Annotated in this window: 14 protein-coding genes; 11 read left to right on the top strand and 3 right to left on the bottom strand. The window is 68.5% G+C overall.

Translation table 11 applies throughout. The features are described from left to right. The first annotated feature begins 26 nt into the window (after positions 1–26). From ABNQ40_RS16930 to ABNQ40_RS16905, 6 genes are all read left to right on the top strand, one after another. A complete protein-coding gene (locus ABNQ40_RS16930; protein ID WP_247879852.1) occupies positions 27–1,235 on the top strand; it encodes an ATP-grasp domain-containing protein in 1,209 nt (402 codons plus the stop codon). A 13-nt stretch (positions 1,236–1,248) separates the two neighbouring features. Further along, on the top strand, positions 1,249–2,106 hold the full coding sequence (locus tag ABNQ40_RS16925) for a metallophosphoesterase (RefSeq protein ID WP_109050454.1): 858 nt from the start codon (positions 1,249–1,251) through the stop codon (positions 2,104–2,106). An 81-nt stretch (positions 2,107–2,187) separates the two neighbouring features. Next, complete coding sequence (locus ABNQ40_RS16920) at positions 2,188–3,822, top strand: bifunctional UDP-sugar hydrolase/5'-nucleotidase (protein WP_109050455.1); 1,635 nt, start codon at positions 2,188–2,190, stop codon at positions 3,820–3,822. Beyond that, positions 3,822–6,287 (top strand): ATP-binding protein, encoded by a 2,466-nt coding sequence (locus tag ABNQ40_RS16915; RefSeq protein WP_109050456.1) that lies wholly within the window; start codon positions 3,822–3,824, stop codon positions 6,285–6,287. Before ABNQ40_RS16920 ends, ABNQ40_RS16915 begins: the two co-directional genes overlap by 1 nt. A gap of 190 nt (positions 6,288–6,477) precedes the next feature. Beyond that, positions 6,478–8,073, top strand: coding sequence for a tyrosinase family protein (locus ABNQ40_RS16910; protein ID WP_109050457.1), 1,596 nt, complete (start codon positions 6,478–6,480; stop codon positions 8,071–8,073). 184 nt (positions 8,074–8,257) lie between these two features. Next, entirely contained in the window at positions 8,258–8,506 is a 249-nt protein-coding gene (locus ABNQ40_RS16905) for a hypothetical protein (RefSeq protein ID WP_199235354.1), read from the top strand. A 21-nt stretch (positions 8,507–8,527) separates the two neighbouring features. On the opposite strand, the gene ABNQ40_RS16900 is transcribed toward ABNQ40_RS16905, so the two are convergent. Further along, complete coding sequence (locus ABNQ40_RS16900; protein ID WP_109050458.1) at positions 8,528–8,866, bottom strand: DUF1491 family protein; 339 nt, start codon at positions 8,864–8,866, stop codon at positions 8,528–8,530. Between the two features lie 99 nt (positions 8,867–8,965). Between ABNQ40_RS16900 and ABNQ40_RS16895 the strand changes: the two genes are divergently transcribed. The 4 genes from ABNQ40_RS16895 to ABNQ40_RS16880 all read left to right on the top strand — a co-directional run bounded on the left by ABNQ40_RS16895 (position 8,966) and on the right by ABNQ40_RS16880 (position 16,869). Further along, complete coding sequence (locus tag ABNQ40_RS16895) at positions 8,966–10,447, top strand: tetratricopeptide repeat protein (RefSeq protein ID WP_109050459.1); 1,482 nt, start codon at positions 8,966–8,968, stop codon at positions 10,445–10,447. A gap of 210 nt (positions 10,448–10,657) precedes the next feature. Continuing rightward, a complete protein-coding gene (locus ABNQ40_RS16890; RefSeq protein ID WP_109050460.1) occupies positions 10,658–13,270 on the top strand; it encodes a flagellar hook-basal body complex protein in 2,613 nt (870 codons plus the stop codon). A 144-nt stretch (positions 13,271–13,414) separates the two neighbouring features. Then, a complete protein-coding gene (flgK, locus tag ABNQ40_RS16885) occupies positions 13,415–14,824 on the top strand; it encodes a flagellar hook-associated protein FlgK (RefSeq protein ID WP_109050461.1) in 1,410 nt (469 codons plus the stop codon). Further along, positions 14,821–16,869 carry a hypothetical protein gene (locus ABNQ40_RS16880; RefSeq protein WP_109050462.1) on the top strand — a complete coding sequence of 683 codons (2,049 nt, stop codon included), beginning with the start codon at positions 14,821–14,823 and terminating at the stop codon, positions 16,867–16,869. Before flgK ends, ABNQ40_RS16880 begins: the two co-directional genes overlap by 4 nt. A 62-nt stretch (positions 16,870–16,931) precedes the next feature. Here the strand turns inward: ABNQ40_RS16880 and ABNQ40_RS16875 are convergent, their stop codons facing one another. Beyond that, complete coding sequence (locus ABNQ40_RS16875; protein WP_109050463.1) at positions 16,932–18,032, bottom strand: TRAP transporter substrate-binding protein; 1,101 nt, start codon at positions 18,030–18,032, stop codon at positions 16,932–16,934. Positions 18,033–18,219: 187 nt separating this feature from the next. Beyond that, complete coding sequence (locus ABNQ40_RS16870; protein WP_109050464.1) at positions 18,220–19,881, bottom strand: alpha-amylase family glycosyl hydrolase; 1,662 nt, start codon at positions 19,879–19,881, stop codon at positions 18,220–18,222. A gap of 275 nt (positions 19,882–20,156) precedes the next feature. Between ABNQ40_RS16870 and ABNQ40_RS16865 the strand changes: the two genes are divergently transcribed. Continuing rightward, positions 20,157–21,737: a DUF4384 domain-containing protein gene (locus ABNQ40_RS16865; protein ID WP_109491012.1), complete on the top strand. Its 1,581-nt coding sequence runs from the start codon at positions 20,157–20,159 to the stop codon at positions 21,735–21,737. The last annotated feature ends 21 nt before the right edge of the window (positions 21,738–21,758 follow it).

The raw sequence follows: 21,758 nt of genomic DNA, 5'->3' as shown, positions 1-21,758 counted from the left end.
GCGGGATCCGAACGGGGGAATTGGCGATGAAGACCGGGATGAAGGCCGGGCCGCTGGCCTGCGTGTTGGGCGACATGGATCTGGTGCGCCCGCTGGGGCTTGCCGGTATCCGCTGTGCCGTGGTCGGGCCGCCGGACGGGGCGACCGCCCATTCCCGCTTCACCGCGCAGCTGATCCCCTGGCAAGGCGGCAACGACGGGACGCTGGTCGACCGTCTACTGCGCTTCGGCGCCGCCCAGTCGCAAAAGCCGGTGCTGTATATGGAGGAGGACGCCCAGCTGCTGATGGTGTCGCGCAACCGCGACCGGCTGGCTTCGGTCTTCCGCCTTCCGCTGGCCGACGCCGAACTGGTGGAGACGCTGGTGGACAAGGGCCGCTTCCAGGCGATGGCGGAACGGCTGGGTCTGCCGGTGCCGCGCACCCGCCGGCTGCGTCCCCTGCCCGGCAGCGAGGCGCCGGAGTTGGACCTGCGCTATCCCTTGATCGTCAAGCCGCTGACCCGCCGTCCGCCCTGGGACGAGATCGAGGGGCTGGGCAAGGCGATCCGGCTGGACGGGCATGATGAGCTTCGCGCCCTGTGGCCGCGTCTGATTCCGGTCGGCATCGAGCTGCTGGCGCAGGAGTTGATCCCCGGGCCGGAAACGCGGATCGAAAGCCACCATGTCTATATCGACGCCGGCGGTGCTGTGGCCGGGGAATTCACCGGGCGCAAGATCCGCACCTACCCTGTCGATTACGGCCACAGCACGGCGCTGACCATCACCGACATCGACGGCGAGGGCGCCGATGTGGCGGCGCTCGGTCGGGAGATCGCGGCGAAGATCGGCCTGCGCGGCGTCGCCAAGTTCGACTTCAAGCGCGCCCCGGACGGACGGCTGCACCTGCTGGAGATCAACCCGCGCTTCAACCTGTGGCACCATCTGGGGGCGGTGGCCGGGGTGAATTTGCCGGCGATGGTGCAGGCGGACCTGACCGGCCGGCCCCGCCCTGCCCCGGCCCAAGCCCAATCCCAAGCCAAGGCGCGCCCCGGCGCCTGCTGGTGCCACATCAGTAAGGACCGGCTGGCGGCGCGGGAAAGCGGCGTGCCGGCGGCGCACTGGCTGGCCTGGGTGGCGCGCTGCGAGGCGAAGGCGATCACGCCGGACGACCCGATGCCCTTCCTGCGGCCGAAGCTGGACCGGCTGCTCGCGCGCATGCCCGGCGGCATCCGGTCCGGCCGCCTTGTGAAGCCCTGACCCCCGATAACCCATGAAGATCGCCCTGATCTCCGACATCCACGCCAATCTGGAGGCGTTGCAGGCGACGCTCGACGCCATTCGGGCGGAGGGGGCGGAGCGCATCCTCTGCCTCGGCGACATCGTCGGCTACAACACCGACTTCGCCGCCTGCATCGCCCTGCTGCGGCAGGCCGGCGCCGTCTGCATCGCCGGCAACCATGACCGGGCGGTGGCGGGCCTGATCGGCACCGACGGGTTCAGTGGCCCGGCGGCGCGCGCCGTCGCCTGGACCGGGGCAAGGCTGGACGAGGACAGCCGTGCCTTCCTGACCGGCCTGCCCCTGACCGCCGATGTGGACGGCACGCTGGTCGGCGTCCATGGTGCCCTGCATCCGGAGGTTGGCAAGGAGCTGGTCCGGCTCGACGATGACGGAAAGCGGGCCTTGAGCCTGCGGGCGCTCGCGGCGCATCCGTCGGGCGCGCGGATCTGCGCCTTCGGCCACACCCATCGGGCCGGGCTGTGGGAATGGCGCGACGGTGCGGTGCATGCGGTGGCGCTGGACGGCGGGCTCAACGACCGGGCGGTGTTGGGTGCGGAGTTGCGGGCGGATGGGCTCTACCTGCTGAACCCCGGCACGGTGGGGGAGCCGCGCGGGGCCGACGCCCGCGCCTGCTTCGCCTGTTACGACACCACCGCGCGCCGCGTCACCCTGCATCGCGTCGCCTATGCCCGCCGCGCTGCCTTGGCGAAGACCCGTCGGGCGGGGTTGGCACCACGTTTTGCCGCAGTTCCGGCACCGGTTCGGATGAAGTTGATCGAAATACTGAGACTTCTTGGTGTCTACGAGTGGTTGAAACATGCTCTTCCCCGCCGTGCGTCATCAATATGACAATCCCGTAACGCGGCTTTGCTTCAACAAAGACTGGAAAATGAGCATAATCCGGCGCGGGGGCAATGGTGACGCCGGGCTATGGACATTATCGGTATTTCAATCGGCGCTGCCGGCGGGGTGCGGACCCGGCCCGGCAGGACATCGCCGCCCCTGACCGCATCGCTGGCGCTGGGCCTTGCCATCGGCCTCGCCGCGATCCTGCCGGCCGCGACCCTGCCGGCCCATGCGCAGGAGACTGACGCCTCCCCCAAGGCGACCGTGGCGGACAGCGGGCCGGTGCGGCTGACCATCCTCTATACCCAGGGCACCACCGACCTGGACGAGACCGCCGGGCGCGGCGGCATGGCGCGGCTGGCCGGCACGATCCGGCAGGAGCGGGCCGCCCATCCCAACCTGCTGGTCCTGCATGGCGGACAGACGCTGGCGCCGTCGGTGCTCGCCTTCTACGATCAGGGCGCCCACATCATCGACCTGCTGAACGGCATGACCATCGACGCGATGGCCGCGCTGAACCGCGAATACCATCATGGCGACGACCGGCTGAGCGCCCGCGCCTTCGAGGCCGGCTTCCCCATCGTCACCACCAACGCGGTCGACCGCTCCACCGGCCGCACGCCGGACGGTCTGGAGGAGGCGGTGGTGCTGACCGCCGGCCCCTTGCGCATCGGCGTGATGGCGGCGACGCCGGTGCTGACGCGGGAGACCACCCGCACCCAGCGCACCGAGTTCCGCGACCCGGTGCGGGCGCTGGCCGCCAAGGCCGCCGCCTTGCGGGCCGACGGCGTCGATCTGGTGGTGGCGATGACCGGCTATGCCGGCGACACCCACCGCAGCGTGCTGGCCGCCCGGCCGGCCGACATCGTGCTCTACCAGGACCGCAGCCGCCCCTTCGCCGTCGAGTACGACGGCCGGTTCCTGTCCGCCACGGTCGGGCCGCAGGCCGCCTGGGTGCTGGCGCTCGACCTGACGATGCAGCGGACCGCCGGACCGGACGGTCAGCCGGTGGTGACCTGGACCCCGGCGCCGCGCCTGATCGACACGGCGACGGTTGCGCCCGACCCGGCGGTGCTGATCCAGGCCAGGGCCTATGCGGCGCGGCTCGACACCATGCTGCGGATGGAGGTGGGACGTCTCAGCGCACCGCTCGACACCCGCAAGGAGTCGCTGCGGACGGGCGAGAACGCCTTCGCCAATGCGGTGGTCGACACGCTGCGCGAGGCGCTGGACAGCGACGTGGCGCTGTTCAACGGCGGCGGCATCCGCGGCGACCGCCAGTATCCGGCCGGCACCCTGCTGACCCGGCGCGACATCTACACCGAACTGCCCTTCCACGATGTCGGGGTGGTGCTGGACGTCTCCGGACAGCAGCTCTGGGATGTGGTGGAGAGCGGCGTGTCGGCGGTGGAGCAGTTGCAGGGCCGCTTTCCCCATTTGTCCAATGCCCAGGCCGAGATCGACCTCGGCCGCCCGCCCGGCCAGCGGCTGCGCAGCCTGTCGGTCGGCGGCAAGCCGGTCGCTTTGTCCGGCCGCTACCGTCTGGCGACCAGCAGCTTCCTGGCGGCGGGGGGCGACGGCTACGGCATCCTGGCCGGCGCGCCGCGGCTGGTGGAGGACCGCAACACCGAGTTCGTCTCCACCCAGATGATCGACCAGATCGCCCGCAGCGGCGAGTTCGTTCCCCGGCTCGACGGCCGCATGACGGTGAGGCGGTGATGGACGGGCTGTCTTCCACCGCCCTGCCGGCATCCGATGCGGTGGTCATAGACAACACCGCGCGGCGCATGCCGCAGACGCCGCCGCCGAAACGCAGGCGGCGTTTCGGCATCGCCCTCCGCATCACGCTGGGCCTGTCGGTGATGGCGCTGCTGGTGCTGCTGATCGGCGGCGTGTCGATGTCCTCCTTCCGCCTGTTCCGGGCGGAGGTGGCGGCGCTGTCCACCAACACCCTGCCGGAGGTCATCACCAGCGCCGAACTGCACGGGTCGTTGCAGAAGCTGGTGGCGCAGCTGCCGCAGCTCGCCGCCGCCGCCTCGACGCCGCAGCGCCGGTCCATCTATGACGGGCTGGTGACGGAACTGGATTCGATGCAGCTTCTGGTTGCCCGCATGCGCGGCCTGATGAAGGAGGGCGATCCCGGCGCGGGCGAGCGCGACGGCAATGTCCGCCTGCTGGAGCAGACCCGCTCCACCCTGCTGATCCTGGCCGCCACGGTCGCCGACCTGAACGCCGAGGTCACGCGCCAGATCGACTATGGCGACCGTCAGGCCGAAGCCGCCCGCGCGCTGAGCCGGCTGGCGGCGGCGATCGAGAGCATGCCGGACACGGGGGCCTGGGCGGCCCGCATCGGGGCGCTGATGGCGCGGGCGGCGGGAGCGACGCAGCTCGATCATCTCAGCCGCCTGAAGGGCGAGGCGCGGTCCGCCGAACGCACGCTGGCCGAACTGGCCCGCCTGTCGGGCGGCGCCCCGGACCCCACCGGGCAGATGATGTCCACCGTGCAGGAGGAGCTGTTCTCCCTGCTGGTGGCGCCGGGCGGGCTGTTCGAAAGCGCCATCGACAGGTTGCAGGCGCGCAATCGCGCCCAGGCGCTGACCGGACAGGCCCAGGTGCTGGTCGAGACGGTCGAACGCTCCACCCGCACTCTGTACGATTCCATCCGCGACCAGTCGGCCGAACGCACCGATGCGCTGGCGGCGCTGATCGCCGAACGCACCCGCACGGTGATGGTGTTGGCCGGAACGTCGCTTCTGCTGGCGGTTTGCGTCTATTTCTTCTTCCGCCGCTTCCTGTCGACGCGGCTGGTGGCGATGAACCGGGCGGTGCTGGCCCGGCTGTCGGGAAACCGCCAGCCCCCCCACTGCGGCATTGCGGCGCCGGCCGGCCTGCCGGTTCCGGTCCCGGTCGATGGCGACGACGAGATCACTGACATCGGCGCCTCGATCCGCTATTTCATCGAGGAGATCGACCGGCGCCAGCAGGCCCTCGCCGACAACGAACGGCGCTTCCGCGATCTTGTCGAAGGCTCGATCCAGGGCATCGTCATCCATCGCGATTTCCATGTGCTCTATGCCAACGACAGCTTCGCCGCCATGCTCGGCATGACGGTGACGGAGGTGGTCGCCCTGCCGTCCCTGCTGTCGGTGGTGGCGGCGACGGAACGCCAGGCGCTGATCGAGGGGTACGACCGGCTGCTGGAGAATGGGCAGTCGACGCCGCGCCGCCGCATTCGTGCCTGCCGGTCCGACGGCGCCGGGCTTTGGGTGGAGCTGACCGGCCGGCGCGTCGACTGGATGGACGGCCCGGCGATCCAGGCGGTGGTGGTCGACGTGACGCGCGAGGTGGAGGCGGAGCATGCCCTGCGCCAGTCGCGCGATGCCGCCGAACGCGCGCTCGACCAACTGAAGGCCACCCAGGCCAGCCTGATCCAGGCGGAGAAGATGGCCTCGCTTGGCCAGCTGGTCGCCGGCGTGGCGCATGAGGTGAACACCCCCATCGGCATCACCATCACCGGCGCCTCGCAATTGCAGGCGCTGATCGGCGAGCTGTCGGACCGCCACACGGCGAACGCGCTGAAGAAGTCGGACTTCCAGCGCTTCCTCAGCGACGGGATGGAGATGGCCAGCCTGATCCTGTCGAACAGCACCCGTGCCGCCAATCTGGTGCAGAGCTTCAAGCTGGTCGCCGTCGACCAGTCCAGCGACGAACGCCGCCCCTTCCTGCTGCGGGATTACATCGACGAGCTGCTGCGCAGCCTGCACCCGACCTACAAGGCGCGGACGGCCCTGGCCATCGACGTCGCCTGCCCTGCCGACCTGGAGCTGGACGGCTATCCGGGGGCGCTGTCGCAGATCCTGACCAACCTGATCATGAATGCGCTGGTCCATGCGCTGGATCCGGAACAGCCCGGCCGGATCGCCATCGCCGCCCGGCTGCTCGGTCCCGACATGGTGGAACTGTCGGTCGCCGACGACGGCAACGGCATCGCGCCGGACGTGCTGCCCAAGATCTTCGACCCCTTCTTCACCACACGGCGCGGGGCGGGCGGCAGCGGGCTGGGGCTGCACATCGTCTACAATCTGGTGACCGGCCGCCTGCACGGCACCATCGGGGTCGACAGCCGTCCCGGCGAAGGCACCCGTTTCACCCTGCGCTTTCCCCGAGTCACCGCGGGCGCCTAGAACCGACCGCCGCTTTCCGATCCGCCCGATCCCGGCCTGCGCCTGTCCGCGGACGATCGGACATCCGCAGGTATGGCGCCATCCGCCCAATCCAGGCCCGCCCGTCGGTGCCGGTTGAATTCACGTGCAAACAGTCGGTTTCCTATACAGACTTCCAGTGTTTTTGTCGTTATGCGGGAGCTTGATCAAAATGAATTTCAATCGGCGCGATTTTCTTGCGACGGCCACGGCTGCTGCGGGTGCCTCCCTGCTGCCGTTCGGCCCGGCGCGGGCGGCGACTGCGAAATACATCCGCTACAGCGCGACCAGCGACGAAGGCAAGGCGATGCTGCGCAGCTACGCCACGGCCGTGCAGAAGATGGTGGCCCTGCCTCCCGATCATCCGCACAACTGGTTCCGCAACGCCTTCGTCCATTTCATGGACTGTCCGCACGGCAACTGGTGGTTCTATGTCTGGCACCGCGGTTATATCGGCTATTTCGAAGAGACGGTGCGCAAGTACAGCGACAATCCGAATTTCGCCTTTCCCTATTGGGACTGGACGCTTCTGCCGCAGATCCCCAACGAGATGTTCGACGGCGCCCTGACCCCGGTCAGCGAAGCCTTCCTTCCCTACACCAAGGATTTGAAGACCTTCACCGCCTACATCAAGCCGGCGATGAAGGCCTATTGGGACACGCTGAACGAGGCTCAGCGCAAGCAGCTGGACCTTCGCGGCTACAGCAGCTTCGGCAAGCTGTGGGACGACGTCACCGGGTGCAGCCACGGCAAGTGCGATCCCGGCAACCAGGCCTTCGCCGCGACCGACCGTGCGCGCTACCTGACCCGCGAGAACCCGAAGCTGGACGACAAGACGGCCAAGGCCTGCTCGCCCCACACGGTACTGACCGGCCTGCTGCCGGTGGACTACTACAATGCCGACGTGACGCACAGCTTCACCAGCTCCAAGACGGCGTCGCACAACGTCATGCCGGGCAAGGACACCCAGTTCTCGGTGCTGGAAGGCCAGCCGCACAACCTTGTCCACAACTACATCGGCGGCGTCGGCCCGTGGGATCCGGGCCCCTACGGCAACATGACCAACTTCCTGTCGCCGGTGGATCCCGTCTTCTTCCTGCACCATTCGAACATGGACCGCCTGTGGGACGTGTGGACGCGCAAGCAGCAGCGGCTGGGCCTGCCGATCCTGCCGACCGACAAGGAGGAGCTGTCGCAGCTGTCCCGCGAGCCCTTCCTGTTCTTCGTCCGCGCCGACGGCAGCTATGTCCTCGACGGCCGCGCCGGTGACTATCTCAGCACCGAACGGTTCCAGTACGAGTATCGGCACGGCTTCGGCGACGCGGAATCGGCACAGGTGGCGGCGGCCAAGCCATCGGCTCCGGTCAAGGGCACGGTGGCCAAGGGCGTGGGATCCGTCCAGCTATCGGCAGCGCCGTCCAGCCCGGTGGTGATGGCGGTCAAGGTGACCCGCCCGGCCGGCAGCGGCGCCCCGCGGAATTTCGACCTGCTGATCAACGCGCCGGCCGGCGTGACGAAGGTGGCGGCGGACAGCCCCTATTACGGCGGCACCATCGGCTTCTTCGGCCCGGCCATGCACGGCATGGCGGACGATGCCACCTTCACCCTGCCGCTGCCCGAGCCCGCACGCACCGCGGCACTGGCCCGGAGCCCGGCCGCGCAGGCGGCGGCGCCGGCAACCGCAACGCTGGAGGTCCGCATTGTCCCGTCCAACGGTTCCACCACCGCCGCGCCGGCGGTCAAGGGGGTCTCGCTCCACACCCTGTAAGGCTTGGCAGGCCGGCAGACTGCCGGTCGCCCTGCTCGCGCTGCTGGTCCTCCTGACGGGCCAGCCCGCGGGCGCGGCATCGGCCGGTCAGTCCGGGAGACCGGACGGGAATGGGGAAACGACGCTCGCCCTGCCGCATCCGCCGCGGCAGGGCGAGGTCGCCATCCTGGCGGTCACCCTGGGCGTGCTCACCCGCGGGCAGACGGTGGAGGTCACAACGGCGGACGGCGAGCCCATCGGGACCGCCGCCCCTTTCGGCCCCCAGCGCGGTCAGGGTGCCGGGACGGTCACCATTCCGGTGCCGGCCGGGGCCCTGCGGGACGGTCGCCTGACGCTCCGCCTGCGCATCACCGCCTCCGGCTCGCCTCCCCGTCCGCCGACGGCGGAGGAGGTCGGAGAATTGCGGCTGTCCGTCATCGGCCCACCGCCCTGACGGCGGCGGTCTGGGCGGCGGTCAGCGCACCGGCCCGTCGAACCAATGCCGGCCCTGGCGGTCCTCCACCTCGATCACCCAGACGTCGGGGTCGTAGCGGAGCTGGCGGGCGATATAGGCGTCGGCATCGGCCTCCGGCACCGGGTCGGCGCCGGTGCCGCGCGCCCAGAACAGCCGCTCGCCATCGGCCTCGCGCGTCTGGACCAGCACGGAAAAGGTCCGGTCGAGCCGGTTGATCTTCAGAATCACGGTGCCGCGGCTGGGGTCGCCCTTGCGGACCACGGTCATCGCCACGCCCTGGGAATCGGCCGTGCGGATATGGGCCGAGACCCAGAGATGCGTCGGAAGGCGGTCGTCCATTGCCGTGACGGGCTCCTGATCGTCAGCTTTCGCTGACCTGGGATTTTCGCTGTTCTTCGATCCTCGCTCTGCCCGGCCGGCCGGTGTACAGAAGAGGGTATGGCTACACTCCTGGACGCTCTCAACGCTGCCGTCAACCACCACATGGCCGGCCATGCCGATGCGGCGGCCGACGCCTACCGACGGATCCTGGCGGCGGACCCGGCCCAACCCGACACGCTGCACCTGTCCGGCGTCCTGCGGGCGCAGACCGGCGACGCGGCCGCCTCCGTGCGGTGGATCGCCCGTGCGGTGCGCGTCCGTCCGGCCGCTCCGGCGCCCTGGAGTCATCTGGGGGCGGCCCTGCGGGCGGCGGAGATGCCGGAGCGGGCGGAACCGGTGCTGCGGCGCGCCCTTGCGCTCGATCCGGCCGACGGCGACGCTCTCGAGGCGCAAGGCGCCTCCCTGCATGCGCTGGCGCGCTACCCCGATGCGCGGCGCTGGCTGGAACGTGCGGCCCGGCTTCGGCCCGGCCATGCGGCGACCTTACTCAATCTCGGCACCGTCCTGCGCGACCAGCGCCGTTTCGACGAGGCGGAGGGCTGCTTCGACGCCGTGCTGGCGCGCCAGCCCTCCCGTGCCGATGCCCATCTCGCCCGCGCGGTGGGGCGGCTGGTGCGCGGCGACCTGCACGCGGGATGGGAGGGGTTCGAGCACCGCTGGCAGCGCTTCGCCACCCCGCCCTGGGCCGGACAGCCGCCGGGCGGCGCCACCATCCTGCTGCACATGGACCAGGGCTTCGGCGATGCCATCCAGTTCGTCCGTTATGCCCCGCTGGTGGCGCAGATCGCCGCGGCGGGCGGCGGGCGGGTGATCCTGGAAAGCCATATGCTGCTGTACCGGCTGTTCAATCGCTGCCTGGGATCGTCGATCCAGGTGCTGTCGCGTGGCGAGGATCCGCCGCCGCACGACATCCATTGCCCGCTGATGAGCCTGCCGCATGCCTTCGGCACCGGCCTGTCGGACATTCCGGCCGCCGTGCCCTATCTCGCCCCGGATCCCGGCGACGTCGCCCGCTGGCGCGACCGGCTGGACGGGCTGGATGGACCGGGGGAGGAGGATGTTGCCCTCCGGGTCGGGCTGGTGTGGGCCGGCAACCCCCAGCACCGCAACGACCGCAACCGCTCGATCCCGGCGGCGGCCCTGCTGCCGCTGCTGATGGTGCCGGGCGTGCGCTTCGTCAGCCTGCAAACCGGCGAGGCCGCCACCGGGCTGGACCGCCTGCCCGGCGTGAGGGTGCCGAACGGGATGGAGCGGGTGCGCGACTTCGCCGACACCGCCGCCATTCTCGCCAACCTCGACCTGCTGGTGACGGTGGACACCGCCATCGCCCATCTTGCCGGGGCGATGGGCGTGCCGTGCTGGCTGATGCTTCCCCATGTGCCGGACTGGCGGTGGCTGCTCGACCGGGCCGACAGCCCCTGGTACCCGTCGCTGCGACTGTTCCGCCAGCCGCGCCCCGGCGACTGGGCCACGGCGCTTGGCACCGCCGCCGCCGTGCTGAAGGCGCAGGCCGCCCGCGCCGTCCGGACCGCCCGGTAGAAGCGGCAACTTCGGCGGGAGCTTTCTGCCCCTCCGCCCCGGCGGCACTAGGCGAAACTTTCCTACCGGGCGGCAATTTCCGGCCACGCCGTACAGCTTGTTCAAAAAATTCAGTGTTTTCAATGTCTTGAATCTGAAGCGGCAGTTGGCACTCCGCTTGCTAGATAGGGCGCAGAAGACCTTTGCCCTTTCTTTCGGAGACCCCCGGCCATGAGCATCTTCGGTTCGATGACAACCGCCGTTCTCGGCCTGAATGCCCAGTCGAAGGCGCTCGGACATATCTCGGACAACATCGCGAACAGCTCGACCATCGGCTACAAGCGTGTCGATTCGGCCTTCGAGACGATGGTCCTGCAGTCCAGCCAGCGTCTGCACGAGCCGGGTGGGGTCACGGCGCAACCGGTCTTCATGAACAACATCCAGGGCAGCCTGACCCAGGTGCAGAGCCCGACCAACATCGCCATCCAGGGCCAGGGCTTCTTCAGCGTCACCAAGGTGGCGACCCAGGGCTCCAGCACGCTGGTGCAGACGCAGACCGGCACGGTCAATTCGTCGGCCGCCTTCTACACCCGCGCCGGCGACTTCGAACTGGACAAGAGCCGCTATCTGGTCAACAGCGCCGGCTATGCCCTGAACGGCTGGCTGGTCGATCCGGTGACGGGCGTCCTGCACAAGGACCAGGTGGCGCCGATCCAGGTCAATTCCCTGATCGACAAGCCGGTGGCGACCAACACCATCGACCTGGCGGCCAACCTGCCGGCGACGCCCAAGGAAGGCGAAAAGGTCCCCGACAGCAGCATCCAGATCTTCGACAGCCAGGGCAACCCGCGCACCGTCAACTTCAAATGGCGGCAGCAGGCGGACAGCAGCTGGCGCATGGTCCTGGACGCGCCGGGCTCCAACACCAAGCCGGTCGACGGCACCTTCACCGGCAACCCCGCCACAGTGACCTTCGGCCAGAACATCGCGGGCCAGACGGCGGTGGCACAGGTCAACGTCATCACCATTGCCGGCAACAACACCAACGGCCAGGACAACCTGCGCATCGGCGACACCTACTCGGTGAAGGTCGACGGCACCAACTACAGCCTGAAGGTCACCGCCGACAACATCGGCTCGATCCGGACCTATTCGGGTCTGGCCGGCGCGCTGGCCAACCAGATCAACTCCGCCTCGCCGGCGGCCTCGGTGCTCGCCACCTCGTCGGGCCAGACGATCCGCGTGACCGCCCGCAACCCCGGCACGCCGTTCAAGCTGAACACGGACGTGGTGTCCGGCACCAACACCACCAACACCATCGTCAACCAGACCTCGACGGCGGCGACCGCCAGTTCTGGTGAAATCGACAAGTTCCAGTTCCCGCAGACCCAGGTCGAGGTCGGCGACTCCTTCACCATCAACGTGAACGGCACGGCGATCAGCTATACGGTGACCGCCGCGACCTATCAGAGCTATTCGTCGGTGAGCGACGTCGTCTCGCAGCTGGCCGGCAAGATCAACCAGGCGCTGGGATCAAGCGTCACCGCCTCGTCGGCCGGCAACATCCTGTCGATCCAGGCGAATGCGGTGAACACCAACGTCACTTCCACCGCCACGGTGACCAACTCCTCCACCGCGGTGAACACGATGAGCTCGCTGCCGTCGGTCTCCAGCGTGGCCGGCGTGCGCCAGAGCCGCACGGTGACCCTGACCGGCACGCCGGGCGACATCGGCACGCAGTACACCCTCAGCATCAACGGCACGGCGGTGACCTACAGCACCACCGGCGAAGAGATGACGATGGAGGACATCACCGCGGCGCTGGCGAACAAGATCAACTCGAACACCTCGCTGCCGGTGACCGCCACCGCCCAGGGCGGCGTCATCACCGTCACCTCCAAGACCGCGGCCAGCCCGACCGGCACCAACACGATGACCGGCACCGGCACGGTGACGCTGAACGGATCCACCATCGACATCGGCGACACCTACAACATCACGGACTCCGGCGGCACGACCTATCCGCTGACGATCACCAACGCCAATTACGGCCTGTACGACACGCCGGCCAAGGTCATGCAGTATTTCGCGTCGGTCGTCCCCGGTGCGACCGCCAGCGGCAACACGCTGACGCTGGCCGGTGCGAGCGGCACGGTCGTCGACGCCCCCGCCGCCCAGTTCACCCTGGACCAGAGCGCGGTCGCCGGCCAGACGCCGGCCCATATCGGCCTGACCTTCGGCAAGACCCCGGAGACGGTCGGCACGCTGACCAACATCTCCACCGCCCTGGTCGGCACCGGCTCGGCGGTCAGCGCCGCCAACCAGTCCGCCGGTTCCGACGCCAACGTCACCTTCACCGTCGATTACGGCTTCGGCCCACAGCAGATCACGCTGAACCTCGGCAAGTACCAGAAGCCGGGCGGCCTGACCCAATATGCCGGCGAGGAGATCAACGTCACCCAGCTGGTCCAGAACGGCGCGCCACGCGGGCAGTTCAAGGACGTGGTGTTCGGCGACAACGGCACCGTCATGGTCAATTACGACAACGGACGGTCGAAGATGGTGGCGAAGGTGCCGATCATCACCTTCAACAACCCCAACGCCCTGCAGCGCGAATCCGGCGGCGTCTTCATCGAGAGCGAAGAGGCCGGCAAGCCGAACTTCAACGATCCGGAGACGAACGGCGCCGGTGCCGTGGTGGCGAACAGCGTCGAAAGCTCCAACGTCGACATCGCCGACGAATTCACCAAGATGATCGTTACCCAGCGGAGCTATTCCGCCAACGCGAAGATCGTCACCACCTCGGACGAAATGCTTCAGGAAGTGCTGGGGCTGAAGCGCTAAGCGCGGCCCTGACCTTCTGATTGTCTGATCGCTTCTCTACTGATCGCCAGCTTCCCGATCGCCGGTTCCCTGATCGTTTGAATGGGGGGCGGCAGCCGTCCCGGCACCGCCCCGACCATCCCGATCCGTGAAAGGTCTCCCGCCATGTCCCTCTTCGCAGCCTTGAACAGTGCCACGGCCGGGCTGCGCACGGTCCAGACCAGCGTCAAGCTGGTTTCGGACAACATCGCGCAGGCCAACGACCCGAACCGCACGCGTCACACCGCCCAGCAATCGGTGGACGCCAGCGGTCAGGTGGTCAGCACGACCTATCGGCGGGAGGTCGACAAGGCGCTGATGGCCCAGGTCATGGACCTGACCTCGCGCGATGGCGGATCGCAGGTGACGACCACCTACATGCAGCAGCTGGGCGACCTGATGCGGACCACCAACGGGACGCCGCTGCTCAACGAGTATTCGGACAAGTTCCAGGCCGCGATCAAGACGCTGTCCACCTCGCCGGAGGACGAGACCGCCCAGTACCAGCTGGTCCAGGCGGCCGAAAGCTTCTCGCGCGAGATCCGCCGCGTGTCGGAGGGGGTGGAGCAGCTCGACCGCGACATGAAGACCGACATCACCAAGTCGGTCGACACGGTCAACGACCTGCTGAAGCAGATCAACTCGATCAACAACGACATGGTGTCGCTGCAGGGCCAGGGGGCCGCCGCCAACACCGTCGCCGACAAGCGCGACGGGCTGGTCCGCGAACTGAGCACCTATATGGGAATCCGCACGGTGGAGCGGCCGGACGGCCGGCTGGCGATCTTCACCCCGTCGGGCTTGGCACTGGTAGATGCGCAGCCGGCAAATCTTTCCTATGACGGCGGCAACATCAACCTACAGGTCGGCAATCAAGTCACCTCGATCAACAACCACCTGACCACCGGCAAGCTGGGATCGCTGATCCAGATGCGCAAGGACGGCTCGACCACCGAGCCGCCGACCCCGGCCAGCGGCGACCCGACGACGGAGATCATCCGCAAGCTGCGCTCGCAGCTGGACGAGTTCACCAAGGCCTTCACCGGTCCGACCAAGCCGGGCGAGCCCACCAGCTTCGCCGACGCCTACGACAACGGTGGCACGGCCGCTGCCGGCGAACAGGCCAACCAGTTCTTCACCGGAACCGACCGTTTCACCATCAACATCAACGCCAAGCTCCTGGACAACACCAGCAAAATCAAGCAGTCGGCCATCGACGACATCGTCAAGGCGGTCAATGCCGCCGGCCGCAGCTTCAGCGCCGACGGCCTGCAGATGAAGGACACCACCTACAGCGCCATGGGCAGCGCCATCACCGGCACCTGGATGGCCGCGGCCAAGACCGCCAGCACCGCCGCCGATTCCAACAAGGAGTCCATGCAGCTCCTCACCGAGCGCTACCAGTCGCAGACCGGCGTGAACATCGACGAGGAAATCGCCCAGCTCCAGCAGCTCCAGACCTCCTACCAGGCTTCGGCACGGGTCATGCAAGTGGCCAATGCAATGTTTGATGCGCTGGAGGCGGTGGTCCGATGAGCTCGATAACGGGAGTCAGCAGCTACTCGAAATATCTGAGCCTTGTCCGGAACCTGTCCGGAGGCCAGAACGACATCAACAAGCTGTCCGAACAGCTGACCACGGGCAAGAAGTCGGTCGATCTGAACGCCTACGGTCCGGAGGTGCAGAAGCTTCTGGACCTCAGGGCGGAGATGGCGAAGAAGAACAACTACATCCAGAGCATCAACACCGCCGCACCGCGCGTCGCCGCGACGGACAAGGTGCTGACCTCGATGGAGTCCATCGTGTCGAGCTGGACCTCCAGCACGACCTTCCCCTTCCAGCCCGGTCCGGCCAGCGTCACCACCCCGACCAACACCAACCCCGACGGGATGAAGCTGTCGATCGACGCGTCCAAGTCGACGCTGACGGTCGGCGCCAAATACACGGTCACCGCGGTCCCGTCGCAGCAGGGCACCAACGGCACCTTCGACGTCACGGTGACCGACGGTCTGGGCGGCAAGACCACCCGCGCCATCAACCTGGGCACCACCCCGCCCAACGACGGCAAGGGCTACAACTTCAACATCTCCGGCGGCCCCGGCGAGGGCGCGATCCTGAACCTGACCTTCGACAGTCTGAAGGCGGCGTCGAGCAGCAGCTTCTCCGTCAGCTTCCCGCAGGCCGACCAGGTCAAGGACCGCGCCGAGGGCGCGATGCGCGACATCCAGGCGCTGCTGAACCAGCGCTTCGGCGACCGCTACCTGTTCGCCGGCTCGCGCTTCGGGACGGAACCGGTCACCGACCTGACGGCGACGACGCAGACCAGCAAGATCACGCTGAACGGCGCGGTGGTGAACACCGACGATTATTTCGAGGTGACCGTCTCCGGCAAGACCTTCGGCTATCAGATCCAGGCGTCCGACCCGAAGACGCTGACCTTCGTCGCCCAGACGCTGACCACCCAGATCAACGCGGCCACCCCGCCGCTGCCGATGACGGTGTCGACCTCCAACGGCATCATCTCTCTGGTCGGCCAGCAGCCGGGGCAGAAGTTCGACCTGTCCGCCCGCGTCGTCAACTCCGCCACGGTGGAGAACACCGCGACCGCGCCGTCGACCACCCAGGCGCCGACGGCCACCCTGCCGCAGATCGACCGCTTCACCCTGAACGGTGCGGCGGTGGACATCGGCGACACCTTCGAATTCACGGTCGCGGTCGGCGATCCCAACGATCCGTACAACCAGAACTACTATCTGAAGAATCCGACCGAGCCGCATGACCTGCCGCCCTACCAGTCCTACAAGGTCAGCTACACGGTCAGCGACACCGACTATGCCGCCGGCGTCACCAATGTCGGGCAGGTGGCCGACAAGCTGCGCCAGCAGTTCGGCAATCTGAATCCTGCCCCGCCGGTCACCATCGATGCCCTGGGCAACGGTCCGGGCATCGCGTTGACCAGCACGGCCAATGCCGATCCCAACCACCCCGGCCGATCGTCGCTGTTCTCGACCAGCGCCAAGGTCACGAACGGGTCGCTGCAGAACACCATCTCGGTCGGCACGCTGCCGCCGGAGCAGGACAGCCAGACCGCCGTGCCCAATGCCGAGCCGCCGGACCTGCCCTTCTACGATTCCGAATATCTGACCAAGGGCAAGAATGCCGACGCGTACCGCAAGTCGCAGGTGACGATCGACGACAACCTGAACCTGACCTATGGGGTCAGTGCCGACGATCAGGCGTTCCAGACGCTGGTGAAGGCGATGCAGCTGGTGCGGACGGCGGCGGCCAACCCCGGCAAATGGACCGAATACAGCACCCAGGCGCGCGAGATGCTGACCCAGGCATCGGACCAGATCCGCTCGGTCCACGCCAAGGTCGCCTCCGACGCCGCCACGCTGGAGACCAACAAGGACGCCCACACGGACTCGGTCGCCACCCTGACCGACCGCCTCGCCAAGATCGAGGGCATCGACCAGACCGAGGTCGCGGCCCGGCTGAGCAGCGCGATGAATGTCCAGCAGGCGACCTACACCGTAGCAGGCCAGACGCAGAAGCTGTCGCTGCTGAATTATCTGGCCTGAAAAAGAAAGGGGGCGGCCGGACCGGCCACCCCCCCCTGCCTTCCGTCAGAACCCGCAGCCGATCACTTGGAGCGGCCGGCCGACTGGGTGAAGTTGTCGTAAGGCAGCTCGGCCACGCGGAACCACAGCTGCACCTCCTCCAGGAAGGGCTTCCAGCTGTCGTAGACGGCCTTGAAGTCCGGGTTGGTCTTCGCGATGTCGTCGTACAGCTCGAAGGCGATCTTGTGGGCGGCTTCCATCAGGTCGCGCGGATAGGGGCGCAGCAGGGCGCCCTTGGCGACCAGACGCTTCAGCGCCTTGGCGTTCTCGGCGTCGTAGCGGGCGGTCATCGCGCCGTTCGCCTCGGCGCAGGCCGCGGTCATGATCGCCTGATAGGACTTGGGCAGCGCCTCCCATTCCTTCTGGTTGATGTAGAGCGAGACCTGCGGCCCGCCTTCCCACCAGCCCGGATAATAGTAGTATTTGGCGACCTGGACGAAGCCCAGCTTCTCGTCGTCATAGGGGCCGACGAACTCGACCGCGTCGATGGTGCCCTTTTCCAGCGCCGGGTAGATGTCGCTGCCGGCGATCTGGGTCGGGGCGGCCCCCAGCTTGGCCATGATCTGGCCGGTGATGCCGGCGATGCGGATCTTCAGTCCGTTGAAGTCGGCCAGCGACTTGATTTCCTTGCGGTACCAGCCGCCCATCTGGGCGCCGGTGTTGCCGGCCGGGAACTGGACGATGCCGTGCTTGGCGAAGAAGGTACGCATCACCTCCTGGCCGCCGCCATACTGGAACCAGGCGTTCTGCTGGCGGGCGTTCGGGCCGAAGGGGATCGCGGTGTCGAAGGCGAAGGTCGGATCCTTGCCGACATAATAGTAGCCGCAGGTGTGGCCGCACTGGACGGTGCCGTTCTGCACGGCGTCCAGCACCTGAAGGCCGGGGACGATCTCACCGGCGGCATGCACGCGGATCTGGAACTTGCCGTCGGTCGCCTCGGACACGCGCTTGGCGATCAGTTCGGACGTGCCGACGAGGATGTCGGTGCTCTTCGGGAAGCTCGACGCCAGACGCCACTGGATGGCCGGCTGGCTCTGCGCGATGGCCGGGGCCGCGAGGGTCGAGGCGGCAACGGTCGATACGGCACCGACGCCGGCCTTGGTGAGAAACGCTCTTCTTTCCACTCCCGCTACTCCGCAAGATTATTGCTATTGCCGACAATTTCCACGACCCGCAATGAATCAGGGAATTTCAGCGACTTAGGCGAGAGTGTAACAAAGCATCCGATGCGGCGCCCCGCATCGCATAAATGTGCATGCCTGCCTTTCGAGGGTGTAGCCGGCACCCTCGAAGAGCTTATGCGGGGACGGGTCAGGCAGGGGTGCGCAGGCGTCCCAGGAAGACCGACAGCGGCGGCATCACCAGCGTCCGCCCGTCGGCGGTCAGCTCCGGCGGCAGGGCGCCCGGCGCGCGGGGAATGGGCAGGGCTTCCGGTTCGCCACGGCCGCGCAAGGCGAATTCCGCCGGCCGGTCGGCCATATTGAAGACGGCCAGCAGGCGGTCGTCTGCCGTACAGCGCTCGAAGGACAGCAGGTCGCCATGCTCCTCCACCGCGGTGACACTGCCGCTGCGCAGCGCCTCCAGGTCGCGGCGCAGCGAGAGGGCGGCACGCCACACCGCCAGCGGGCTGCCCGCGGTCCGTTCCTGCCGGTCGACGGCGAAGTCGCGATGGGCGTCGGGCACCGGCAGCCAGGGGTCGGCGACGGTGAAGCCGGCATGGGGCTCGCCGGCCCGCCAGGGCATCGGCGTGCGGCTGCCGTCGCGTCCCTGGAAGTCGGGCCAGTAGGTGATGCCGAACGGATCGCGCAGATGGTGCTGCTCCAGCGCCGCGTTGGGCAGGGCCAGCTCCTCCCCCTGATAGAGGCAGACGGTGCCGGGCAGCGACGCGGCCAGCATCGCCAGCAGGGCGTTGAAGGCCTGTGGATCGGCACCGGCGGGCAGCCAGCGGCTGGCGGCCCGCTCCACATCGTGGTTGGACAGGCTCCAGCAGATCGACTCCGGCCGTCCGGCGGCGCTCAAGGCCTGGGCGAACCCCTTGGCGCTGAAGGGCTGCTTGGCCAGCGACAGGGTGTAGGCGGCGTGCAGTCCCTGCGGCGTGCAGTAGGCGGCGATGCGCTGGCCGGCACCGGGCTGGCTGGACAGCTCGCCCAGAAGGACGCGGCCGGGATAGCGCTCCACCGTCTCGCGCAGGCGGGACAGGATGCTGCCGATGGCCGGGTGCATCATGTCGTAGATGTGCTGCTGCAAGGCGAAGGGCTTCAGCGGCGGTTCGGACCCGCGCCAGACGGCGGCGGGGTTGGAGCGCAACTGCGGATCATGGGCGAAGAAGTCGACGGCGTCGATGCGGAAGCCGTCGACCCCGCGCTCCATCCAGAATTCGGCCGTCTCGCACAGCGCATCCATCGCCGCGGGGTGGTGCAGGTTCAGCGCCGGCTGGCTGGACAGGAAATGATGCAGGTAATATTGCCGCCGCCGCGGCTCCCAGCTCCAGGCGGCGCCGCCGAACACCGACAGCCAGTTGTTTGGCGCGGTGCCGTCGGGCTTGGCGTCGGCCCAGACATACCAGTCCGACTTGTCGTTGTCGCGGGACCGGCGGCTCTCGACGAACCAGGGATGGGCGTTGGAGGTGTGGCCGCAGACCAGATCGACCAGCACCTTCAGACCCAGCCCATGGGCGCGTTCGATCAGCCGGTCGAAGACGGCGAGATTGCCCATGCGCGGATCTACCGCCCGATGGTCGGCGACGTCATAGCCGAAGTCGGTGCGCGGCGACGGGTAGAAGGGGCTGATCCACACCCCGTCGACACCCAGCGAGGCCACATGGTCCAGCCCCTCGATCACGCCGTCGAGGTCGCCCCAGCCGTCGCCGCCATGGTCGCGGAAGCTGAGCGGATAGATCTGGTAGAGCGCCGCCCCGTTCAGCCAGGACAGGTTCGGGCCGGACGATTGGGAAAGGGAGAGTGTGTGGGGCAAGGCAGCAGGCTCCGCGCCGGGTGGTGCACATGCGGGTCGCAGAGGTGCGGCTCGCGGTATCAGCTTCCTGCGTCATGGCTAACGAAAGGTTACCGGCCGTTCGTCGTCACAGGACCAAGCCGTTCGACGGGACCGGCCATCGGGACAGAAACTTTCGGGTGGGTGCCCTGGGACTTGGCCCTTGCAAGGCGCTGCGGCTATACCAGCGGCGCGGTCATGGCGGCTCTGGCCGGGGAGCGGGAATGCGGCGGGACGGGACGGCGGTTGAGATGGCCATGGCGAAAGGCGAAAAGCGGCTGGGTCGTTACCGTCTGCTCGACCTGATCCGGCAGGACGGCGACGCCCGGCTGCACCGCGCCCTGGATGCCAACGGACAGGCGGTGGCGCTGTGGACCGTGCCGCTGGCTCGCCTGTGCGCCGATGCCGCCGGGCTGGAGCGGTTCCGGCGGATGGCGGGCGCCGCGGCCCGGCTGTCCCACCCGGCCATTCCGGCAATCCTGGCCTCCGGCGAGCTTGCCGGCACCGCCTTCGTCGCCACGGCACCGGCCGATGGGCCGACGCTCGCCACGAGGCTGGCCGACGGACCGCTGGAGTGGGAGGATACCGTCGCGACGCTGGACCGCATGCTGGACGCGCTCGCCGCAGCCCATCGGGCCGGCGTGATCCATGGCGCGCTCGGTGCCGACACCGTGCTGCGCGCCGGACCGGCGGCGGTGGTCGCCGGGTTCGGCCGTGCGGCCTTGACCGCGGCAGCGGTGGACCGGCGCGACGATCTGGCCGCCGCCGTGGGGCTGACCGAACGGCTTCTGGCCGGGCACGACCAGCGGCCGGGGGTGTCGGCCCTGCTGGCGACGTTGCGCGACGATGGGGCTGGGGCGTTTCCGGATGCAGGTGCGCTGCTCCGGGCCGTCAGCGCGTTGAATGGATCGTCCGTTTCGTCGGCCGGCGCGGCACCGGCGCGTGCCCGCCGCTGGTCGCTGCTGCTCGGCGGCGTTGCCGTGCTGGGCGGCTTGGCTGCGGCAGCGGTCCTGAACCGGTCTGCCCCGCCTCTGCCGCCACCCGTGGCGATGGTCAAAGACGCGTTACCCGAACCGGCATCCGAGCCGCCTGCATCGTCCCCTGCGCCGGCGCCCTTCCTGCCGCCGGCCCTTCCCCCGGCAACCCCCCGGCAGCCGCCGGTCGCGGCGGTGGCGGCGGCGCTACGCTCCATTCCCTGCGCACTGGTCGGCGTGGAAACGACCGGGGGGAGGCTGCTGGTTTCAGGGACGGTCGCCGGGGAGCGGGCTGAGACGGCGGTGCGCGAAACGGTCGAGACCCTTGCCGCCGGCTGGGACCATGGCTTCGACCTCGCCACCGCGGATGCGCGGTTCTGCGACCCTCTGGGCAGCGTCGACACGGCGCTGGACGCCAACCGGGGCTTGGCCGAGCCGTTGGCGGTGAGCATGCTGGAGGGGCCGGCGCTGAATGCCGGCGATCCGCTGATGCTGGAGATCCGGGCGCCGGCCCGTCCGGTTTGGTTGCAGGTCGATTATTTCACCATCGACGGCAGCGTCGTGCATCTGCTCCCCAACCCGTCGGACAGCGCCATCGCGCTTGTCGCAGGCGCATCGCGCCGGTTGGGCGAGAGGGGGGAGGACGGGAAGCCGGGGAACGGGCGGTCCTGGACCATCGGCCCGCCCTATGGAACCGAAATGCTGCTGACCATCGCCACGGCGGAGCCTCTCTTCGCCACCCCGCGGCCGGAGCAGGAGCCGGCAGCCGACTATCTGGCCGCATTGACCGATGCGCTGGCCGCGCTGCCGGACGATGCCCCGGCGGCGCTGGCGGATGCACGCTTCATCGCCACCGGGCCGTGAGCGGCAGGGCTCGATGGACAG

The organism is Azospirillum sp. A23 (assembly GCF_042938965.1).
Lineage (GTDB): Bacteria > Pseudomonadota > Alphaproteobacteria > Azospirillales > Azospirillaceae > Azospirillum > Azospirillum melinis.
Note: the sequence above shows the minus strand (reverse complement) of the source record. Positions and strands in the feature narration are given on the sequence as shown.

Excerpts from the sequence above, each read along its gene's own strand:
- ABNQ40_RS16930 (WP_247879852.1), top strand. The coding sequence starts at position 27 with ATGAAGACCGGGATGAAGGCCGGGCCGCTGGCCTGCGTGTTGGGCGAC.
- ABNQ40_RS16925 (WP_109050454.1), top strand. The coding sequence starts at position 1,249 with ATGAAGATCGCCCTGATCTCCGACATCCACGCCAATCTGGAGGCGTTG.
- ABNQ40_RS16920 (WP_109050455.1), top strand. The coding sequence starts at position 2,188 with ATGGACATTATCGGTATTTCAATCGGCGCTGCCGGCGGGGTGCGGACC.
- ABNQ40_RS16915 (WP_109050456.1), top strand. The coding sequence starts at position 3,822 with ATGGACGGGCTGTCTTCCACCGCCCTGCCGGCATCCGATGCGGTGGTC.
- ABNQ40_RS16910 (WP_109050457.1), top strand. The coding sequence starts at position 6,478 with ATGAATTTCAATCGGCGCGATTTTCTTGCGACGGCCACGGCTGCTGCG.
- ABNQ40_RS16900 (WP_109050458.1), bottom strand. The coding sequence starts at position 8,866 with ATGGACGACCGCCTTCCGACGCATCTCTGGGTCTCGGCCCATATCCGC.
- ABNQ40_RS16895 (WP_109050459.1), top strand. The coding sequence starts at position 8,966 with ATGGCTACACTCCTGGACGCTCTCAACGCTGCCGTCAACCACCACATG.
- ABNQ40_RS16890 (WP_109050460.1), top strand. The coding sequence starts at position 10,658 with ATGAGCATCTTCGGTTCGATGACAACCGCCGTTCTCGGCCTGAATGCC.
- flgK (WP_109050461.1), top strand. The coding sequence starts at position 13,415 with ATGTCCCTCTTCGCAGCCTTGAACAGTGCCACGGCCGGGCTGCGCACG.
- ABNQ40_RS16880 (WP_109050462.1), top strand. The coding sequence starts at position 14,821 with ATGAGCTCGATAACGGGAGTCAGCAGCTACTCGAAATATCTGAGCCTT.
- ABNQ40_RS16865 (WP_109491012.1), top strand. The coding sequence starts at position 20,157 with ATGGCGAAAGGCGAAAAGCGGCTGGGTCGTTACCGTCTGCTCGACCTG.